The following is a 21,579-nucleotide window of genomic DNA, read 5'->3' as shown; positions in this document are numbered from 1 at the left end:
TTAGTATATTATCTTAATTAAATTTAATTATCTGGATTAAAAATAAGTTGAACAAAATCTATTTATTATCACGATCCAACAATATTATAAACCATTTGTCAAAATGTTGAGGGGTAATGTATGCCCTTTGACGTGAAGAATTTTTATTCAAATTTTAAAGGCAAGCCTAAATGTTACTTGCTTTTTATCCTCGGATCACTTCTATTAGCACTATTATTTAGTCTACAAGTACATCCAGTTGCCTCAGCAGATTACGATCTTAAAATTATTGAAGTAGATCCACCAAAGGACTCATCCTTACAAGCTGGCAAAACATATGCTTTCAAATTGAAAGTTTCATACTATATGAAAAATCCTGCAACCATTTATTATACTATATGGGATGGGCCTATACGAACGGGTAAAGAATTAATTAGTGATAGTTCAGATTTCCTTAAGGCTGGATCTGGCACTTATGAATTCCCTATAAAATACTTTACTGTTCCTGAAAACTGTAAGTTTATTACTGTCGAAGTTTATATTATGACTTTTGGCGGTCCCACAGGTATTAGTATTGTTTGTCATACAGAATTTAAATATAATATCGGATATGGTGGTGACTTCTCTCTAACTAGTGTTGTTACAACTGTCGCAATAATTGGTGGCGCAATTTACGCAATTCATTTTATTCGTTCTAAGAGAGCTGCAAAAAAGTTTTCTAAGACTAACAAGATTACATTAAAGACAAGAAGAGCTAAAGTTACTAGAAAGAGGAAAATTAGTACTCAAAGAAAAGTTGATGATGAGAAGACTAAAGAAACTGTCCTCGAAAAATTAACGAAAATCTTCGTAGAATTAGAGGAAAAGTATGATTCATTATATTCATTTGTCGAAAATTCAATCTCATCATTATCCTATCTGTTAGATCAATATACAAGTAAACGCTTAAAAATGTATTTCAGCAAGTCTAAATTTTGGTTTAAGAGACTAAAAGATGCTTATAATGCTTATGAAAATGCTTTAGAGAATTATAGGAATGAATTGAAAAATATTAAGGTAATCGATAATAGAATTGTCAGGTTAAATCCTGAGAAATTCCGTATTTCTCAACAATCATATTATAAGAGTTTAAATCGTTTAAGGAGGGCTAAAGAGTTTTTCAAGGATAATTTAAGGAAAATTGTGAGTATGAAGAGGTTAGAGAAGTTCAGTAATATTCTGAGTAAAATTGGTGACGTACTTACTGTAATTGATGTGGGAAGAGATACATTCAAGAATCTAATTAAAGGAGATAATTTAATTCATGCATATACTAAAAGTGCAGCTTCAAATTACCTGCTAACTAAAATTTCAGTATTACAGCCAAAAATAGCGTTATACGAGCTTGGATGTTCATTAATGTTTGGTGATAGTGAAGCTGGGAACATTATAAGTCCATCTGACATATTAACTGGACCTGTAAAAATGGTCTATGACGCAGCTTTTAAGGGAAAGAATGTAGTTAGCAAAAGATTAGCTAATGGAGATTACGGTTTATGGTGGAAGTATGTAAGTGAAGCATCATACGAGTTAAAAGAATGGCTTAGAGATCCATCATTACTCAAACATGTTCTTGACAATAAGGGCTGGAGTGCAGGTTTAAGAGGTGAAATTGATAACTTAGGTGAATTTGTAGACGGGCTTCATGAGAGAGTTGATAAAGTATTCAAGGTTAGTAAGGATTCATGGAAAATAACTAAAATGACTGTTGGTGTCACCAAGAAATCCCTCCACGGATTAATAAATCTAGGTGAAGCAAGTGTCCGAGCAGCAAAATCACTAAAGGATGCTGCAACTAACACTATAGTTAAAATTAAAAGACTATTTGGCTGGTGAAATTATGCCCATACATTTTTTAAGTGCTCAAAATTTATGGACACTAACAATACTATCAGGATTCAAACTTGACTCAAACTCACCTCTTTCAATTCTAGATTCATGGATAGAAGAATTTTCAGATGATCAAGCATTATTGAGAAGTATAAATGAACTTTATAAGGCGAATTATCTTTGGAGAAAAAGGGATGGCTCTTTAGATGTAAACCTAAGTATTCTACCTGCATTACTTGTTATGATGCAACCTGAAGAAATAACATTTTTCTTTTCATTAAAATTTATTCATTCAAGCGAAAATTACTTTCTAAAAAGAAGTAACACTATAGTTCATTATTCCCCATCAATAAACTATGAAATACACTCTTTCTCATATCCATGGACAACCAAGTTAATGGAAAAATGGCTTGAAAATGAAATTAAAATGAGAACAAGTAATTCCATTAGTGAAGATGATGAATTTGAACTAAATCTAAATATAAATGAAATGGCAATTTTAATTACAATACAAAACATATTTCTGTCTAGATTTAAAGAGCTGGGTAAATTATCCCTTAAAGATTCCATATTAACTATCGATGAAATTGAAGAAGCTATAAAAAATGGATCAATATTGCCTTCTATACTCTTTAATGTTCCAGCTATTAAAGAGGTTCTAAGCAAAATTAATCATAAGCCAGAATTAGTTGAATCTCTGATTGATAGTTTGAGAGTCAAAGGGTTGTTGAGGTATGTAAATGAAGATAAGTTTACATATACAAAACTTGCGAGAAACCTTTTCGATCCAGGATTAATGACTGACTTTGGAATCGCATATTATAAATGTCTAAAGCCTAAAACTAGCGAGAGAGGGTATAATCTAATCTATCACGAAGACAAGATAGTAATTTTAAGTGTTGGAGGGAATGTAGTTAAAATTGCAGTATTAACTCCAAAAAACACATTAAACTTTCTAAAGAAAAATGTTTTTCCAACAAAAATTAAGGAGACCCCATTTAAAATACAAAAGAAAATTGTCAAAAAATGTGGAAGATGCGGGTATCCAGTGGATCCTGAAGATATTTACTGTAGTTATTGTGGATTCAAACTAAAATGACTCAATAAACTTCAGCTTTTAAAATCTTACCAGAAACATTAAACTCAACTATATTTGAATCATAAACAAATCTAAGTTTTAATTTAAAATTAAACTTGAATGGCCTCAGCTTCCCTAGGAATCTTCATTAATTTCAGTGGGCATGACTAACATCATCGGCATTTTACATATCCAATATAAATCCAAATTAATTTTATCTTAGAAATGACATTTAAAATTCCTATAGAAATATTATGGTAGTTATAACTGTCATAGGTGCAAGTTACTTAACAAAATACTATTACCCAGTAGAGTTAAAGCTTAAATGAGATATAGTTCCATAAGAGTTAATAGGTGTATCATGTGGCTAGACTCTATGAATATCAAGGCAAATTATTACTCAAAAATATAGGTATACCTATACCACATGGTGATATTGCCTCAACTCCTATCGAAGCAAGAGAAATATCTGAAAAATTAAATAGGCCAGTGGTTCTTAAAGCTCAGGTTTGGGCTACTGGTAGATTAAAGGCTGGAGGAATAAGATTTGCTTCGTCTCCCAGTGAAGCTGAAGAGGAGGCAAAAAATATTCTTGGATCAGAAATTAAGGGCTTTAAAGTAGAGAAAATTTTAGTAGAAGAAAAATTGGAGATCAAAGATGAATATTATTTAGGCATTATAATTGATGATTCATATAAAATTAAGGCGCCCGTGATAATGTTAAGTACACATGGAGGAATAGACATTGAAGAAATCGCAGTTGAATATCCAGATAAAATTACAAAAAAAGTCATAAACATTCTGGAAGGTTTATCTGAGGAGGATATATATGATATGTTATCCAGCTTGAACATTGACGATGCGTATTTTGATAATATCAGTAAAATAATATTAAAGTTTTATAGCTTATTCAGAAAATATCATGCGAGTTCAGCTGAAATCAATCCATTAATTCTAACAATTGATAATAAATTTATTGCGGCAGATTGCCGTCTAAGTATTGATGATTCATCAGTTCATCTTCACCCGGAACTTAATATAAAAGTTGCCAGGGAAAGTGATAAGCCACCTACTAAATTAGATGAAATTGCATGGAAAGTAGAGGAAAGCGACTATCGTGGCGTCTTCTATTACATGCAGTTAATTCCTGAAGAGGAAATGCTTAAAGGATGTATAGGATTTCACGGTATAGGGGGAGGTGCCTCTATAGTAGGTGCAGATGCTCTTACAAGAGCTGGATTAAGAATAGCTAACTTCGCTGATACTAGTGGAAATCCGACAGCTTCAAAGGTTTATAGATGTGCGAAAATAATCTTATCCCAACCTGGAATTGAAGGTTATTTTCTTGGTGGCTTCTGCATTGCCAGCCAAGAACAATGGCATCATGCACATGGACTAATAAAAGCTTTTAGAGAAGAACTTCATGATAAGAAGGGTTTTCCAGTAATAATTGTAATTGCAGGAAATAAGGAACGTGAGTCAATCGAAATTTTAAGAGATGGGTTAAAAGATCTGCCCATTAAACTTGAAATTTATGGAAGAGATTACCTTGATAAAGCAGATTTCCTAGCCAAAAGAATGAAACAGCTCGTTGAAGATTATAGGAGGATGAAGAAATATGCATAATTCCACTAGACTTGAATTTGCCTCCAAAACTGGGAAAATAATTATCGATTACAATAAATGTGATGGCTGTAAAATCTTTGAATGCGTTAAAGCATGTTCACTTTATGGAAGAGGAATTCTAAGGATAAGAGGCGGAAAAGTAGTTTTAGTGGTTAATAAAGAAGAAGCCACTAGAAGGTGTATAGAATGCCTAGCATGTGAAATTCAATGTCTACTTCATAGCAATGCTGCTGTAAAGATAGTTTTGCCCATACCTGGCCTCGAAGAATATCGTAGGAGGTGGAAATAATGGCAATTTTGCTTGATGAAAATGTAAGTGTTCTAGTACAAGGGATTACAGGGAGAGCTGGAAGTAGTGCGACAAGATACATGCTAGAATATGGCACAAAAATTATTGCAGGTGTAACTCCAGGTAGAGGGGGAGCAACAGTCTGGGGGGTACCAGTATATAATAGTGTTGAAGAAGCATTTGAAAATCATGGTAAAATAGATGCAAGTATAACGTTTGTTCCAGGGCCTATTGTTAAGAATGCAGTCTATGAAGCTATAAATGCAGGAATAAAATTCATTATAATGCCAGTTGAGAGAGTTCCATTACATGACATTTTAGAGATGATTGAATATGCTAGGAGGAGAAAAGTTAAAATTTTAGGACCTGGTTCCTTTGGAATAATAAGTCCAGGTAGAGCAGTGGCAGGCTGGATTGGAGGTTCAGTTGAATTAGCTGAAGAAAGCTTTAAACCTGGACCAGTAGGTGTTATGTCGAGAAGTGGAGGAATGACTACAACTGTATGCTGGTTTTTGGCTAGGAAAGGTATAGGTGTGAGTACTGCTCTCCATATAGGTGCTGAACCAATTGTTGGTTTAACCTTTGCAGAACTTTTACCTTTATTTCAAGAGGATGATGAAACAAAGATCGTAGTAATGTTTGGTGAAATTGGAACTGTAGCGGAGGAGGAGGCAGCTGAAATTATTAAAGAGGGGTTGTTCACGAAGCCACTAATTGCTTATATTGCGGGAAGAGGCCTCAAATCAGGTGTTAGATATTCCCATGCAAGTGCAATAATTACTAGGGGTAAAGGTTCAGCTGAAAGCAAGATTAGAGCCCTAAAGGAAGCAGGAGCAATTGTAGTTAATAGACCTGAAGAAATAGCTTTAAAGGTAAAGGAAGTTTTAGGTGGCTGAAAATGAGAGTTATTGTTTTAAGGTCAATGCTTTTTGTTCCTGGAAACAATATGAGAATGATACACAAATCAACAACCCTACCTGCTGACGCAGTTATCTTAGACCTTGAAGATGCAGTACCAATAGATGATAAGGAAACAGGCAGAATTTTTGTTAGAGATTCTATCAAAAAAATTAAGCGTAGTGGTGTCGATGTTTTTGTTAGAGTGAATGGATTATATACTAATTTAACCTTTGAAGACTTAAAATTTTCAATTCAGTTTGGTTTAGACGGAATAGTGCTTCCAAAATGTGAGGGAAAGGAGGACGTATTAAGGCTTGAAGAGATGATAATTAAACTTGAGCAAGAAAGGGGGTTAGCTGAAGGTAGCATAACCATAATACCGTTAATAGAGACGACTATGGGAGTAATTAAAGCCTTTGAAATTGCTATGTCTAGTGAAAGAATTATTGCCCTAGCCTTCGGAGCTGTTGACTTTACACGTGAATTAGGCACATCGCCTTCTCCAGAAGGTATTGAAATTCTTTATGCGAGATCACATATATCAATTTCAGCTAGAGCTGCAAATGTATTAGCTATTGACACCCCATGGACTAACATAATGGATATGAAGGGATTAATTAATGACGCTAAACTTGCTCGAAGACTGGGTTTTAGGGGAAAGCTTCTAATCCATCCAAAACAAATAAAACCGATAAATGAAATATTTACACCATCAAAAAATGAAATTAACTTTGCTAAAAAAGTTGTTGAAGAATTTGAAAAAGCTCAAGCTAAGGGGCTTGGAGCTATTTCTATTAATGGATTAATGATTGACATAGCAAACTATCGTCATGCTAAATACTTACTCTCACTAATGGATGCAATAAAAGAAAAAGAATTGAGATTGAAGCGAAGGTGAAAACTATTGTTAAATAAATGGGACACAGTTAAAACTGATGTATTGATAGTAGGATCTGGTGGAGCTGGTTTATATGCTGCAATTAAAGCTATTGAAAAAGGTGTTGACGTAATAATCGTCACCAAAGAACATTTACATTCAAGTTCCACGTCTATCGCAATGGGAGCAGTTCAAGCTGCCATTAAAGCTCCTGATAATCCTGAAATACATTTTAAAGATACAATTGTAGGTGGAGCCTATTTATCAAATCAAAAACTTGTAAGAATAATGGTTAATGAAGTGATAGATAGAGTCAAAGAATTAGAACAATTTGGTACCCGTTTCCGAAGGGATGCCAAAGGAAAATATTTATTATTTCCCATATCAGGATGTACCTATCCACGTGCACTAGTTTCTATTGATCCATATGATGCCGGCTTTATTACTGGATTATTTAAGGAGACTAAAAGGTTAGGAGTAAATATCTATGAAAATGTTATGATCACAAAACTCATTAAGTCAAAGAATAGAGTTGTCGGTGCTATAGCAATTAATTTAAAATCTCAAAACATAATAGTTTTCCAATTTAAATCAATTGTAATTGCAACTGGAGGGGCTGGTAATTTATATCCTGTAACTACTAATCCACTAAGCATAACTGGTGATGGCTATAGCTTAGCTTATAATGCTGGTGCTGAACTAATGGACATGGAGTTTATCCAGTTTAGAGCCTGTATTATTTTTCCATATAGCCTCAAGGGAATAACTTTACCACTTGATGGGCTAGTAACTATCGGAGGAAGATTTTATAATGCATTGCATGAAAGATATATGAAAAAATATTTTCCTAAGAAAGCTGAATGTGTGACACGTGACTTAATAGCAATTTATGCTTATAAGGAGATTAAAGAGGGTAGAGGAACAACTCATGGAGGAGTATATAGCGACTTGTCAGGAGTACCTGAAAACGAATTAAATCAATTCAAAAGATTTATGAAAGCATGTAAACTTGCAGGTATAAACCCTTATTGGCAACCAATCGAATGGAAACCTGGAGCACATCATTTTATGGGTGGTATCAAGATCAATGAAAAATGTGAAACAAGAATATCTGGGTTATTTGCAGCTGGAGAGGTTACTGGAGGTATACATGGAGCCAATAGAATTGGCGGCAATGCTCTGGCTGATGTAATTGTTTTTGGTGCAAGAGCCGGAATACATGCCGCTAAAAATGCATTGAAAAGTGTTTTTCAAGAAATTCCACTTACTCAAACTGAACTTGAAATTAAAAGGTTACATAATTTACTTAGAAAAGAAGGTGAATATTATCCTCAAGAAATTATATGTTCAATTCAAAAAATAATGGACAGCAAGGTTAACGTATTGAGAAATGGCTCCGAACTGATTGAAGCAGTAGATGAACTCAAATATATCAAAGAAAAGAAATTACCTTCAATATATGTTGCTAATGATTTCATTAATTTAAAGAGAGCTCTAGAAGCAGAAAATATGGTTAATGTTGCAATAATGGTTACTAGTGCAGCATTGAAGAGAAGGGAAAGTAGAGGAGCACATTTTAGAGAAGATTTCCCACAAAGAAATGATAGAAAATGGCTTAAAAACATCATTATAAGACAAGTTGCTGGTAATATGAAAATTTACCTTAAGCCAATTGTAATTAAACCCTAAAGTAAAGACAAATAATAATATTCGTTATGTCATAATGGTATAAAGAATTACATAGACAATAGTGCTTTTAATAATGTATATCGAAAACTCTAAATATGTCTACATGGCAATATATATATTCTAAGAAGTAATCTAAATGGGAGGTTTAACAATGTATAAATCTCATATTTCCAAAAGTGCTTTAACTCGAATGCAAGCAATGATAATTGTTGCCATCGTGATTATTGGAGTAGTTGCTGGTGGATTATACTACTACTTTACTGTTTTGACTGCTCCCCCAGCAAAGGAATATATAGTCATAGGTAGGACTCTTGCTTTTACAGGAAAATATTCAAAGCCTGCTCTAATGGCTCAAAAAGGTTGGGAATTATGGATGGAAACAGTAAATGAACAGGGGGGAATATACGTTCCTGAATATGGAAGAAAATTGTTAGTAAAAACAATATATTATGATGATGAAAGCGATCCTTCAACTGCAGCAGAGTTATATAGAAAACTAATTGAAGTTGACAAAGTTGATATAATTGTTGGACCATATGCAAGTGCTGTTAATTATGCAGTACAGCCAATTGCTGAGTCTTATAAAATGATTCTTCCCATAACAGAGGGTACATCAGCTAAACTATACAATAGAGGATTCAAATACTCATTTATGGCAGGACCTGGAGGAATGGCTACTCATTACGCTTTTGCTTTTATTGAATGGTTGGCTAATCTACCTGCAGAAGAGAGGCCGACCAAAGTAGCATTAATTGCTGAAGACACTGCTTTTCCAAAGAGTTTCCTAGAAGGAAGTAGAGCTCTCCTCTTGGAACGAGGTTTTGAGATTGTTTATGAAGAATTATATCCAAAGGGTACCACAGACTTTGTACCAATTGTAACAGCTGTAAGAGATGCTGGAGCCGAAGTTCTTCTATGTGGAACATATTTCCCCGATGCAGCAGCAATCGTACGAGCATGTAAAGAGATAGGATATAGTCCAAAGGCAATATTCTGTACTGTTGGTCCAGCACTCCCAGAGTGGGGCACTGAACTCGGCTCTGATGGTGACTATGTTCTCTCCGCCACTGATTTCGTTCCCATAACTCCTGAAGCAAAAGACTTTGTAAATAGATTTAAAGAAAAATTCGGTATAGATCCAAGTTATCATTCAGCTAGAGATTATATATGTGGTCAAATGCTAAAACAAGCTATTGAGGCTGTAGGTTTGGATCAAGAAGCTTTGAGAGAATACTTCTTTACAGCTACTTTTGACACTATTTTAGGTCCAATGAAAATTGGTTCATGGGGAGAATATAAAGGAATTACATGGCCACCAAAATACTTGATTATACAATGGCAAAATGGCGAAATGAAAGTTGTACTTCCAGAAGATTTGGCTGAAGCTGAAATCATTTATCCAATGCCCACATGGGAGGAGCGGGGAGGATAAAACCTTTTTATATTTTTCTTTTTCTAGTTTTATGAGGTGATTTAATGTATGATGCTTCAATTATTTTAAATCTCCTTCTTAATGGAATTATGATTGGATGCTTATATGCATTAACTACACTAGGTTTAACCTTAGTCTTTGGGATAATGGGTGTAATTAATGTTGCACATTTAGATATTATGGTTTTTTCTTCATACGTAATGTATTGGATGATTAACATCTACGGTTTTAATCCATTTCTGGCCTTTATTATCACTGTTCCATTAACTTTTAGTATTGGGTTAATTCTTGAGAGGTTATTAATTGAATTTCTCCATAAACGTACAAGATCCAGAGCTGAATTTGTCAGAATGACTTTGCCTTTATTTTTTGGAGTAGCTATGGTTTTTCGACATTCAATGACTCATTTTTGGACTGGTGATTATCGAGCTATTACAACTTGGTTAACTGGGAAAGCCATTGAGTTTGGATTAATAAGAATTCCTATTCTTAGATTATTATGTTTAATTGCATCTTCAATATCGATAATATTTTTATATTTATTCCTTTATAAAACTAAAACCGGTAAACAAATAAGAGCCTTATCTCAAAATATTACTGCAGCCAAACTTGTGGGAATAAAAATCGAAAGAATTAGGTTGATAAGCTTTGCTATAGGTCTAGCTACAGCTGGAGTTGCGGGATATCTTTTTGCACTAATTTATACATTCTTTCCTGCAGCTGGAGCTGAATGGGTGCCCTTAGCTTTCTGTATTATGGTTACAGGTGGGCTAGGATGTGTTGAGGGTACATTAGTTGTCGGATTACTTTTTGGATTAATAGATAGCATTATAGGCTATTTCTATTCATTGGCTTTGTCTCGACTAATAATATTTGTCACTATGTTGGTAATTCTCCTTTTCAGACCCGCAGGAATTTTAGGGAAGGGTATTACATGAATAGATTAATGAAATTAATCAAAAAGAATGCTCTGTTGATAGTTATTTTAGTTCCTTTATTCATTATACCTATTACTAGAAACCCATTCGTATTGGCAACCCTTTTTACTATATTCTCATACATAACTATGGCTGAGGGCTATAATATATTAGGTGGATATGGCGGCTACGTAAACTTTGGATATTCAGCATTTTATGGATTAGGAGCTTATTTAACTGCTATTTTATATAATCAATTTAGAATTCCACCATTATTAGCTGTTCCAATTGCAACTATAATGGTTGCAGGTATTAGCGCTCTTTTAGGAATACCATTACTTAGAATTAGAGGTGTATATTTCGCTATTGCAATGATTACCGTTAATTTTATTTTTTATAGTCTAATCCTACTCTTTCCTGAAATAACAGGTGCAGGCACAGGTATCGCGTTACCTCCTCCTCCCCCTTTAACAACTTTTTATTACTTAGGTCTTATAATAATGCTAGCAGTGATTTTTGTCAAGTATAGGTTAATGACATCCAGTTTTGGTTTAGCTATAAAAAGTATTAGAGAAGACGAAGATGTAGCAGAAGTTGTCGGTGTAAACACAGCATTATATAAGATTATAGCTTTTGTAATTAGTATTACACCTGCATCTATTATTGGAGGTATAACTGCTGTATATTGGTCTTATATTGACCCACCGACAATGTTTGATATTGGAATGAGTGTAAAGGTTATCTTAATGGTACGTCTTGGAGGTCCAGGAACAATAATTGGTCCTATTTTAGGATCAATTCTAATCCAGATTTTATCCTACGCTTTACGATACACATTGGCAGGTGTATTACATAAAATTATTTGGGGTGCACTTTTAACTGCTGTTGTTATATTCTTGCCTAATGGAATAATACAATATTTACAGAAAATGGATTGGATACCTTTTAAGTTTAGACGTATCATGGCAATATAAGGGAGGGATTACTATGGGAATGACTATTGCTGAGAAAATATTGGCTCGTGCATCTAATAAAAAAGAAGTGTATGCTGGAGATTATATTATAGCTAACATTGATATTGCAATGTCACATGAGTGGACTAAATACATAATAGAAAATTTAAGGAAATTGAGTATTCATAAAGTTTGGAACCCCGATAAAATTATAATAGTTTTAGACCATTATGTCCCTCTATCTGATGATATTGCTAGGACACATATGCTCATAAGAAACTTCGTTAAAGAACAGAAAATTAAAAATTTTTACGATTTCGGATGTGGTATTTGTCATCAACTATTATGTGAGAATGGTCATGTTAAACCAGGACTACTAATTGTGGGAACTGATTCTCATACTACTACTTATGGTGCCTTTGGAGCAGCAGGAACTGGTATTGGAACTAGTGAAATGACCTATGTCTTCGTTAAGGGTAAATTATGGTTTAGAGTTCCAGAAACTATTTGTTTTTATATTTATGGCAGTCTTCAAGATTTTGTAATGTCAAAAGATATAATTCTTCATATCGCTGGTAAGTATGGGACAGATGTTGGACAATATAAGTCAATCGAATTTAAAGGTCCATTAATTGAAAATTTAAGTATTGATAGTCGCATGACAATGTGTAACATGGCTGTTGAATTGGGCGCAAAATTTGGTATAATTGAAGCAGATGAAAAAATAATTAATTTTTTGAAGAAAGTCACTGGACAAATTTTTAGTACTCTAAAAAGTGATTCGGATGCAATGTATGAGAAGGTTATCGACATAGATGTTTCAAATCTGGAGCCTATGATTGCCTTTCCTCATGACCTTGAAAATGTTTACCCAATTTCAAAGATTGAAGATATTCATATCAATCAAGCTTTCATAGGTTCATGTACTAATGGTCGAATTGAAGACTTAGAAATCGCAGCAAGAATTTTAAAGGGAAGAAAAGTCCATGAAAATGTTAGGTTAATTATCATTCCAGCTTCAAGGAAGGTGTATTTAGAAGCTTTAAGAAAAGGTTTCATTGAAATTTTTCTCAAGGCAGGTGCAATTATTTATAATCCCACCTGTGGACCCTGCTATGGAGGACTATTGGGATATCTGGCTCCAGGTGAAGTTTGTATCAGTAGTTCTAATAGAAACTTTAAAGGAAGAATGGGAAGTAAAGAATCTGAAATTTATTTGGCATCCCCTGCTGTTGTTGCAGCATCTGCTGTGAAGGGTAGAGTATGTGATCCCAAGGAGTTGGTTTGCTAATGATGCGTTACTTAGTAAAAGGGCGAGTATGGAAGTTTGGTCATAACATCAATACAGATATAATTGCCCCTGCAAAATATCTTCATCTACCAATTAGTGAGATAAAGAAACATATAATGGAGCCTATTTATCCAAACTTTTACCAGAAAATTGAACCTGGAGATATTATTGTTGCAGGAAAAAATTTTGGATGTGGTTCAAGTCGAGAACAAGCACCCTTAGCTCTAAAGGCAGCAGGTATATCTGCGATTTTAGCTATTTCCTTTGCGAGAATATTCTTTAGAAACGCAATAAGTATAGGTCTACCTGTTCTTTCTAGTGAGAATATATTCAATTTCTGTGAAAATAATGATTTCATAGAAATTAACTTAAAAAAAGGTGTAATTTCCAACTTGAATAGAAACATAGTGTTGAAAGTTAAACCACTACCACAATTTATCATAGATATTCTCGAGGCTGGTGGCATAATTAATTTAATAAGACGAGATGATTTTTAGAGGCCAAGATATGCCTTCTTTACATGTTCATTTTCTAAAAGCTCATCACTTCTTCCTTCAAGCACTATCCTACCTACTTCTAATACATAGCCTCTATCAACTAATTCTAAAGTGTGTCTAACATTTTGTTCTACAAGTAAAATTGTAACTCCCTCTTGCCTAATTTTCTCGATAATATCAAAGACTTTTAAAACTAGTTTTGGTGCTAATCCTAGTGAAGGTTCATCTAGCATCAATAGTCGTGGTCTAGACATTAAACCTCTAGCAATTGCAAGCATTTGTCTTTCACCACCGCTCATTGTTCCAGCTTTTTGATACTTTCTCTCCTTTAATATTGGAAATAACTGAAATATCCATTCTAATGTCTCATCTTTCTTTTCCCAAGCTCTAGGTATGGAAGCTCCCATTTCAAGATTCTCCAAAACAGTCATTTGAGGAAATAATTGTCTGCCTTCAGGTATTAGAGAAATCCCTAAGTTAACAATTTGGTATGGTGGTACCTTATCGATTCTTTCATTTAGAAAGTGTATTGTTCCACTTTTAGGTCTAAGTAATCCAGCAATAGTATTTAGTGTAGTTGTTTTCCCAGCACAATTTGCACCTATAATTGCAACTGCTTCTTTCTCCCTTACTTCTAATGATACATTCCATAAAACTTGTAGATCTCCATAAAAAACATTTATTTTGTTGACTTTGAGCATAATTCCACCTCTAAAATAAATATTTTTCACCTAGATATGCGTCAATAACTTTAGGGTTGTTTGCTATTTCTCTTGGTTTCCCTTCAGCAATCTTTTCTCCGTGGTGGAGAACTATTATATGTTCAGCAAGACTCATTACAGCTCTCATGACGTGTTCAATCCAAAAAACAGTAATTCCTAAATCATTTCTAATTCTTTTTATCAAATTCATGGTTGAGATTGTCTCTGTGGGATTTAAACCGGCTATCACTTCATCTAGCAGGATAATTTTTGGTTCAGTTGCTAGAGCTCTAGCAATTTCTATGAATCTTCTATCAAATAGAGTTAAGTTACGTGCTTTTATGTGCTTTTTATTGTCTAGGTTTACGAATTCAATCCAATGTAATGCTTCTCTACGAATGTCACTCATACTTCTTATACTACCACTCCTTCCAAATCTAGCAGCTACCATTACATTTTCAAGTACACTCATGTCTAAAAATGGTCTGACAAGTTGAAACGTTCTTGCTATACCCATCTTACAAATTTTATGAGGTTTTAACCCGGTAATGTCTTGCCCAAGAAATTTTATTTTTCCATATGTTGGATGATATACACCTGTTATGACATTAAATAATGTTGTCTTTCCAGCTCCATTTGGTCCAATTAATCCAACTATCTTCTTCTCTTTAACTATAAAATCTACATCTTTTAATGCTGCTAGTCCACCAAAGTATTTTGTAACTTTCTCTCCTTCTAACATGATGTCACCATCATATAATACATTGATGTTTCATTTTATTATAATTTTACCTAGCTTCAACTCTAAGTATATAAAAATTTACTTGGATTTGGTGCATCAATTTAAATTTCAAAGTTATACATGAGTAAAAATCTTGTTAACAATCCTCTCTAAGGAGAGCAAACAAATTAAAAGAAAATTTAAATTTATGGAATTTACGGTGAGAATAGTGGCAATGCTCTTGAGAGAACTTTCTCGCCACGATATTCTGGTAGAATTATTGGTGCCTTTCTTTTAGGTGGTATTTTTGCTTCCTCTAACATTTTTATATATCTCTTAACATGGTTTAATGTTAATTTTCCAAGTGTTGTGTTTCTTATGTATTTTGCAGCTGATATTCCCGCCGTTTTACCGAAGACATTTATTTCTAGTAGGGAGTTGCCCATTAGACGGTTCTTTCCATGCACCCCTCCTGAGACTTCTCCTGCCGCGAAGAGTCCTTCTATAGGTTTATTGTTTCCGTCTAGCACTTGAGCATTAACATTTATTTCGATGCCACCATTTTGATAGTGTAATGTTGGGAATACCAGTATTGGTTCTTTTGTTGGATCTATACCAAATCTAGCAAACATTCTATAGACTGCTGATAGATAGCGTTTAATTGTTCCTTCTCCATGAATCAATTCGATCATAGGTGAATCTAACCATACTCCCCTCATACCTGTTGGTGTTATAACTCCCTTATTTCTGCCATAGCATTCTCTTATTATTGCAGCTGCAACTACATCTCTGGGTTCAAGTGGATAGATGAATTGTTCTCCCTCTGCATTTACTAGTTGTGCACCTAGTCCTCTAACTTTCTCTGTTACTAGAAGTCCTACGATTTGTTCTGGGTATGCTGCTCCAGTTGGATGGTATTGGGTTGCATCTAAATCTCTAACTTTTGCTCCTACTCTGTAGGCTAAAACTACTCCATCCATTGTTGCTCCATAGTGATTTGTTGTTGGAAATCCTTGTATATGTAGTCTTCCATATCCCCCAGTTGCGAGTATTACTGCTTTTCCCCTTGCAATATGGTATTCCTTAGTTTCTAGGTTCCATAATATTGCCCCTGTAACTCTTCTACCATCTTCATCTGTTAGTAACTCTATTACAGGCGAGAATTCTAGTACTGGAATTTCCTTGTTTAATACTTCATCCATTAAAACTCTCATTATTTCGAGTCCAGTGTAATCTTTAGCTGCATGTAGTCTTCTTCTACATGTTCCTCCACCTGAAAGTTCAATCATATTTCCTTCTTCATCTTTATCGTAAATTATTCCTAGTTCTTCATGCCATTTAATGATTAATGGTGCTTCCTTAACTAGTAACTTCACTAGTTCAGGTTTATTTGCGTAGTGTCCTCCACCTATAACATCTATGAAGTGGAGGAGAGGACTGTCGTTTGGTCTGTCAGCTGCTTGAATTCCTCCTTGTGCCATTTTTGTATTTGCATCTCCAAATCTAAGTTTAGTTACAATTAGAATTCTATCTGCAGGTATGCCACTATAGTATGCCCATAGGGCCGCAGCTGCTCCTGCTCCTCCACCACCTATAATCAATAGGTCGACATCATAATCTATTTTGGTTAAATCTATTTGATCTGGATCGATTAACGGGTAAGCTTCAATTAAGTCTGCTACTTCATGGGGAACCATTAATCCCTTACTTGGACCAATTTTAAGTGGACGTTTACCTTCAGGTCGATAGTCTGGATGCCATTCTCTTAATAATTTCTCTTTTTCCTCTGGACTTATTCTTTCGAATATTTCTTTTAATCTTCTATCTCTTGTTTCTTCAACTTTCTCGATTGATTTTCTCATTTCTTCCGGGTATCCTACTATTTGAGTCAACTTATTCACCTCCTATTTCTCAATCTCTCTTGATTCATACAGTTTCTTCCATTCTTCAACTCCTAGTTGAGCTAGTTTTTCCAGTTCATCATCATATTTTCCGTCCAAGATTTCCTTTACGCGTTCTTCGAGATGATGAGATTTTTTAGTCATATATTTTCCATATAATCTTCTTACAAGCTGGAATACGTGGTAGTGGACAATTTCAGCTGGGCATCGTATTGAACATATGCCGCATGCTATGCAGTCAAAAGATAATTCAGCTGCTTTTACAATGTCTCCTCTAATTAATGCTTGTATTGCATCCATAACCTCTAAGTCTTGGGGGCAAGATTTAGTGCAAGTATTACATGCCACACATCTAGTAATTTCGGGGAATAACATTAAAATAGTTGAAGCAGTTGGCCTTAATTTATCAAGGTCATAATTTGGCTTTTCAGCTGGAATGAATGGTATTTGAACTAAGTACATTCCATCTTGAACTGTTGTTTGACATGCTAAACCAGTGTATAATTTGTAGTCATTTCCAATACGGTATACTGTTGCGCATGCGCCACAAAATCCACCTCTACAGCCAACTCCCCTTATGAATTTGTATCCTGCATACTCCATTGCCTTCATTATGGTAAGACCTTCTGGTACTTCATACATTTTACCCATAATATAGATTTTAACCATCCTCATTTTCCGACCTTCATTACTCATCTTCACCTTCCTCCATAAGGGAATAAATAACTTTTCTAACTTCCGGAGTTAAGACTTCATCAACTCCAAAAGCTACACACATTAACTCCGTAAAATAAACTACAGGGATTTCAGGTCCTCTTCTCGGTAGGTTTAAATTATAATGACAGAGTGGGCATGTCGTAACAATTATGTTTGCACCCCATCTTGTAGCAGCTTTTCTGATTTCCACTGCTTTATCTACGGCTATCTTTTTATTGTAGACTACATCATAGGCACTACAGCACTTGGTTTCGTAGGGGAACTTAACTGTCATTGCTCCTAATTTTTCCATTAATATGCTTAGTACCTTTGGATTTTCATGGCTATCGACTTGAATTTCCTTTGGTCTCAGGATAGTGCATCCATAGTAAGGTGCAACTATTATTCCTTTTAGTGGTCTAACCACGTGCTCCTTCATTTTCTCAAGGCCAATTATATCTCTCAGAACTTGTAAGAAATGAAGTACTTCGATGCCACCTTCATATTCTACTTCTTCGTCCATAAATTCATTTGCAGTCTTTAGTTTATCTGGATCATTGAGCATTAGCTGGTTCACTCTTTTAAGGACGTTATAGCACATTGAGCAGAGGGTCACTAATCGATTATCATTAATCTTATTGCTCATTTCCTGCGCTCTAATTAAATCTCTAATTGCTCCTATGTGATGCATTACACTGTCTGCAGCTAAGTTGAATACAACTCCACAGCAATTCCATCTTTCAAGTTCAACTAATTCAATGTCTAGTTTCTTTGAAACAGCTAATGCTGTATTTTCATAATTTATAGCAGTCGTCTTTAAAGTGCAACCAGGAAAATACATTAACTTCATTTTTTCACCCCATAAGCTTTCTTGATGCTGCAACTAATGCTAACTGAGGATATTCCTCGACTTTTTGTATTTTCCTTAAGTTTACAACTGAGATTCCCCTACGCATTTTAATATTTCTTAAAATGTTAATTATTCTTGCAGGGTCGATTCCTCGCGGGCATCTAACTGTACAGTTATAACATGAGGCGCAAATCCAGATGGTATTTGAATCTAAAACTTCCTCCATATTTAATTGTATCATTCTGATTATTTGGTTAGGAGGAACATCCATTATGCTTATTAATGGACAACTTCCACTACATATACCACATTGATAACACAAATACACATTTTCTCCAGACAGCTCATAAACCTTTGCAGCCAAACCTTTAAACATATCTCTCCCTCCTAAACTTTAATTTTTTCACGTTTTTCAGGTTTAATGGGACCTAATCTTTCTGCAATGCCCACTAGTTCATCAAGGTTTTTAGCAAGCCTTTCAGCCGTGTCTACTGCAATTGTATCGAATCTAAGTCTTCTAGCATCAATTTTATATTTACGTAGCATTCTCCTAGTTTTCCTTATTATATCGTTTATTACATCCAAAACCTTTGGGTGGTATGGTGATCCTCCAGGGAGACAATCACCTATGAATACTCCATCTGCACCATGTTTGAAGGCACTTAAAATTATTCTTGGTGTAAGTCTGCTTGAACTTGGAACTCTAATTATTCTAGCTTTATCTGTGTATTGTACTCTACTTGTACCTGCAAGATCTGCAGCTTTATAAGTGCATGAATCATCAAAGAAGGCTATTACCCTAATTTCATTTGGCTTTTTACTTTTTAATACAGCTCTTATCTCCGCTATCAATTGTTCCTCAGTATAGTGTCTTAAGTCTATAGCATTCTTGGGACAGTATGGAATACAGCTTCCACATCCATTACATATCGCCTCATTTATTCTCACTATGCTATTCTCCATTATTATTGCTCCTAACGGACATTTGTTAATGCAAATTCCACATCCATCACACTGATCTTTCTTTATGAAAGCTTTTATCGGTTCTATCATTATTTTTCTTTGACTAATTAGTCTTAATGTTCTTCCTGCTGCTGCACTTGCTTGTGCTACACTATCTGCAATGTCCTTTGGGCCTTGAGCACATCCACATATGAAAATCCCCTCTCTAAGGGTATCTACAGGCCTATACTTTGGATGCGCCTCTAAAAAGAAGCCTCCTGGTCCAATTGTTATTCTAAGTTTTTTAGCTAACTCTTCTGCTCCTTTACTGGGTGTTAATCCTATCGATAAAACTACTAAATCGAATTCCATTTCAATAAATTTTCCAGTTAATGTGTCTTCTGCCCTTACAATAACATTCTTGGTTATAGGGTCTTCAATTATTTCTGCAACTTTTCCTCTAATAAAGTGGATTCCCATTTCCTGTGCTCTCATATAGTATTCTTCAAATCCTTTACCGAAGGCTCTGATGTCAATATAGAAAATGTAAACATCTCTTGTAACATCTTGACGTTTAAGTATCATTGCTTGTTTAATTGCATACATACAGCACACTCTTGAACAATCTATTCGGTTTATTTGTTCATCTCTTGATCCTACACATTGTATGAAGGCTATTTTCCTCGCTATTTTTCCATCTGATAGTCTTATTACATTGCCTGATGTTGGGCCGGTTGGCATGACAAGTCTTTCTAGTTGAGGTGCAATTATCACGTTAGCATATTTTCCATATCCATAATTTCCAAGTGTTGTTGCATCAAATGGATCATATCCCGTTGCAACAATTATTGCATCCACTGTGACTCTAATTTTCTTTTCTTGATCTTCAAAGTTAATTGCATGTTGAGGACAGATTTTTTCACATATCCTGCATATACCCTTAGTTAAGTATAAGCAATGTTCTTCATCGATAAGATACTTGTATGGTACTGCCATTTCATGTGGAACATAAATTGCTTTTCTCATTCTTAATCCATAGTTAAATTCGTCAGGAACCTTTGTTGGACATTTTTCTGCGCATAGTCCACATGCAACACACTTATCCAGATCCACATATCTAGGTTTCATTCTAATTGTTACCTCATAATTTCCAACATGCCCTTGAACATCTTCAACTTCACTATAACTCAATAATGTTATATTTGGATGATTATAAACTGCCGCCATTTTAGGTGATAAAATACATAGTGAACAGTCATCTGTAGGAAACGTATAGCTGAGTTGAGCCATTCTTCCTCCAATAGTTGGTTGTCTTTCAACTAGATACACCTTACATCCTGAATCAGCTAAATCTAACGCTGCTTGAATCCCAGCTATACCTGCACCTATAATCAAAACCCTATTACCAATAGGAATTTCTCTAATTTCTAATGCTTCATTTAATTTCACCTTAGCAATAGCCGCAGCCACCTGATCTTTAGCCTTCTCAGTTGCACCTTCAGGATTGTTAGCATGTACCCATGAATCATGTTCACGTATATTAGCCATTTCAAGTAAATATGGATTTAACCCAGCAGCTTCCAACAGGTCCATAAATGTTTTCTCATGAAACTTTGGTGAACATGCAGCTATTACAATTCTATCTAGCTTAAAATCTTTTATATCATCTAAAATCATTTTTTGCCCAGCTTCGGAACATACATGTTCATGATCTCTAGCAATGACTACGCCTGGAATTTGCTCTGCAAATCTCCTAACTTCCTCTACATCAACAATGTCAGCTATATTGCCCCCACAATGACAGACATAAACGCCTACTCGTACACCGCTACTTTGCACCTTCATCACCGTAATGAAGCATCATATAACACATTATATATATTGCTTTTTCTTTTACATTTATCCATAAAAATATGTGCGTAAACTATTTAAGATGAAGATTGATGATAACGTAAAGAGGTTGATTCAAGTGAGTGCTGAGTATGAAGTTAGAGAAGGCTTATACTATACGCCAGATCATACTTGGGCTGAAGTTTTACCCGATGGAACAGTAAAGGTGGGAATAACCGATTATGCGCAGAAAATGTTAAAGACTGTAAGAAGAATTAGATTAGAATCTGTAGGTGAAGAAATAGAGCAATTTGAACCCTTCGGAATAATTGAATCTACCAAGGCTACAAGCGACTTAATTTCTCCAGTATCAGGAGTTATAAAGAAAGTTAATGAAAATGCATTGCGTCAACCTTCACTAGTAAATATTGATCCATATGGAAGAGGATGGCTTATTATAATTGAACCGTCAAATTTAGATGAAGAATTAGCTGAACTATTAGATGCTGAAGGATATAAAGAAGAAATGATCTAAACATAT

At 34.7% G+C, this 21,579-nt stretch carries 20 protein-coding genes and 1 pseudogene; 13 read left to right on the top strand and 8 right to left on the bottom strand.

Translation table 11 applies throughout. The annotated features are described in order from the left end of the window. Positions 1-120: 120 nt before the first annotated feature. The 12 genes from ACW8TM_RS02560 to ACW8TM_RS02505 all read left to right on the top strand — a co-directional run bounded on the left by ACW8TM_RS02560 (position 121) and on the right by ACW8TM_RS02505 (position 13,397). On the top strand, positions 121-1,854 hold the full coding sequence (locus tag ACW8TM_RS02560) for a hypothetical protein (protein WP_491531710.1): 1,734 nt from the start codon (positions 121-123) through the stop codon (positions 1,852-1,854). Positions 1,855-1,858: 4 nt separating this feature from the next. Next, positions 1,859-2,947 (top strand): zinc ribbon domain-containing protein, encoded by a 1,089-nt coding sequence (locus ACW8TM_RS02555; RefSeq protein ID WP_491531709.1) that lies wholly within the window; start codon positions 1,859-1,861, stop codon positions 2,945-2,947. Between the two features lie 342 nt (positions 2,948-3,289). Then, positions 3,290-4,552 carry an ATP-grasp domain-containing protein gene (locus tag ACW8TM_RS02550; RefSeq protein ID WP_491531708.1) on the top strand — a complete coding sequence of 421 codons (1,263 nt, stop codon included), beginning with the start codon at positions 3,290-3,292 and terminating at the stop codon, positions 4,550-4,552. Beyond that, positions 4,545-4,841 carry a 4Fe-4S dicluster domain-containing protein gene (locus ACW8TM_RS02545; protein WP_491531707.1) on the top strand — a complete coding sequence of 99 codons (297 nt, stop codon included), beginning with the start codon at positions 4,545-4,547 and terminating at the stop codon, positions 4,839-4,841. Before ACW8TM_RS02550 ends, ACW8TM_RS02545 begins: the two co-directional genes overlap by 8 nt. Further along, a complete protein-coding gene (locus tag ACW8TM_RS02540) occupies positions 4,841-5,737 on the top strand; it encodes a succinate--CoA ligase subunit alpha (RefSeq protein WP_491531706.1) in 897 nt (298 codons plus the stop codon). The genes ACW8TM_RS02545 and ACW8TM_RS02540 overlap by 1 nt, the downstream gene beginning before the upstream one ends. Positions 5,738-5,739: 2 nt before the next feature. Beyond that, positions 5,740-6,639, top strand: a complete 900-nt coding sequence (locus tag ACW8TM_RS02535; protein WP_491531705.1) for an HpcH/HpaI aldolase/citrate lyase family protein — start codon at positions 5,740-5,742, stop codon at positions 6,637-6,639. A 6-nt stretch (positions 6,640-6,645) separates the two neighbouring features. Continuing rightward, positions 6,646-8,307, top strand: coding sequence for an FAD-binding protein (locus tag ACW8TM_RS02530; RefSeq protein WP_491531704.1), 1,662 nt, complete (start codon positions 6,646-6,648; stop codon positions 8,305-8,307). Positions 8,308-8,458: 151 nt separating this feature from the next. Further along, entirely contained in the window at positions 8,459-9,739 is a 1,281-nt protein-coding gene (locus ACW8TM_RS02525) for an amino acid ABC transporter substrate-binding protein (RefSeq protein WP_491531703.1), read from the top strand. Between the two features lie 44 nt (positions 9,740-9,783). Beyond that, the gene (locus ACW8TM_RS02520) at positions 9,784-10,677 is read left to right on the top strand and encodes a branched-chain amino acid ABC transporter permease (RefSeq protein ID WP_491531702.1); all 894 of its coding nucleotides are present in this window, start codon (positions 9,784-9,786) and stop codon (positions 10,675-10,677) included. Beyond that, a complete protein-coding gene (locus ACW8TM_RS02515) occupies positions 10,674-11,630 on the top strand; it encodes a branched-chain amino acid ABC transporter permease (protein ID WP_491531701.1) in 957 nt (318 codons plus the stop codon). Before ACW8TM_RS02520 ends, ACW8TM_RS02515 begins: the two co-directional genes overlap by 4 nt. 13 nt (positions 11,631-11,643) lie before the next feature. Next, a complete protein-coding gene (locus ACW8TM_RS02510; protein ID WP_491531700.1) occupies positions 11,644-12,900 on the top strand; it encodes a 3-isopropylmalate dehydratase large subunit in 1,257 nt (418 codons plus the stop codon). 2 nt (positions 12,901-12,902) lie between these two features. Beyond that, positions 12,903-13,397 (top strand): LeuD/DmdB family oxidoreductase small subunit, encoded by a 495-nt coding sequence (locus ACW8TM_RS02505; RefSeq protein ID WP_491531872.1) that lies wholly within the window; start codon positions 12,903-12,905, stop codon positions 13,395-13,397. Here ACW8TM_RS02505 and ACW8TM_RS02500 read toward each other — a convergent pair. The 8 genes and pseudogenes from ACW8TM_RS02500 to ACW8TM_RS02465 all read right to left on the bottom strand — a co-directional run. Continuing rightward, entirely contained in the window at positions 13,394-14,098 is a 705-nt protein-coding gene (locus tag ACW8TM_RS02500; RefSeq protein WP_491531699.1) for an ABC transporter ATP-binding protein, read from the bottom strand. The genes ACW8TM_RS02505 and ACW8TM_RS02500 overlap by 4 nt on opposite strands. Positions 14,099-14,108: 10 nt before the next feature. Then, positions 14,109-14,840 carry an ABC transporter ATP-binding protein gene (locus tag ACW8TM_RS02495; protein ID WP_491531698.1) on the bottom strand — a complete coding sequence of 244 codons (732 nt, stop codon included), beginning with the start codon at positions 14,838-14,840 and terminating at the stop codon, positions 14,109-14,111. A gap of 194 nt (positions 14,841-15,034) precedes the next feature. Then, entirely contained in the window at positions 15,035-16,681 is a 1,647-nt protein-coding gene (locus ACW8TM_RS02490) for an FAD-binding protein (protein WP_491531871.1), read from the bottom strand. A 42-nt stretch (positions 16,682-16,723) separates the two neighbouring features. Beyond that, positions 16,724-17,416 carry a 4Fe-4S dicluster domain-containing protein gene (locus ACW8TM_RS02485; protein WP_491531697.1) on the bottom strand — a complete coding sequence of 231 codons (693 nt, stop codon included), beginning with the start codon at positions 17,414-17,416 and terminating at the stop codon, positions 16,724-16,726. Continuing rightward, on the bottom strand, positions 17,409-18,266 hold the full coding sequence (locus ACW8TM_RS02480) for a CoB--CoM heterodisulfide reductase iron-sulfur subunit B family protein (RefSeq protein WP_491531696.1): 858 nt from the start codon (positions 18,264-18,266) through the stop codon (positions 17,409-17,411). Before ACW8TM_RS02480 ends, ACW8TM_RS02485 begins: the two co-directional genes overlap by 8 nt. 4 nt (positions 18,267-18,270) lie before the next feature. Continuing rightward, complete coding sequence (locus ACW8TM_RS02475; protein WP_491531695.1) at positions 18,271-18,642, bottom strand: 4Fe-4S dicluster domain-containing protein; 372 nt, start codon at positions 18,640-18,642, stop codon at positions 18,271-18,273. A gap of 11 nt (positions 18,643-18,653) precedes the next feature. Beyond that, positions 18,654-19,106 (bottom strand): hydrogenase iron-sulfur subunit, encoded by a 453-nt coding sequence (locus tag ACW8TM_RS02470; protein WP_491531870.1) that lies wholly within the window; start codon positions 19,104-19,106, stop codon positions 18,654-18,656. Continuing rightward, a pseudogene (locus ACW8TM_RS02465) lies at positions 19,089-21,053 on the bottom strand (FAD-dependent oxidoreductase); the annotation flags it as partial. The gene ACW8TM_RS02470 and the pseudogene ACW8TM_RS02465, both read right to left, overlap by 18 nt. A gap of 88 nt (positions 21,054-21,141) precedes the next feature. On the opposite strand from ACW8TM_RS02465, the gene ACW8TM_RS02460 reads away from it, so the two are divergent. Then, positions 21,142-21,573, top strand: coding sequence for a glycine cleavage system protein H (locus ACW8TM_RS02460; RefSeq protein WP_491531694.1), 432 nt, complete (start codon positions 21,142-21,144; stop codon positions 21,571-21,573). The last annotated feature ends 6 nt before the right edge of the window (positions 21,574-21,579 follow it).

Source organism: Candidatus Culexmicrobium sp., from assembly GCF_058356305.1.
Note: the sequence above shows the minus strand (reverse complement) of the source record. Positions and strands in the feature narration are given on the sequence as shown.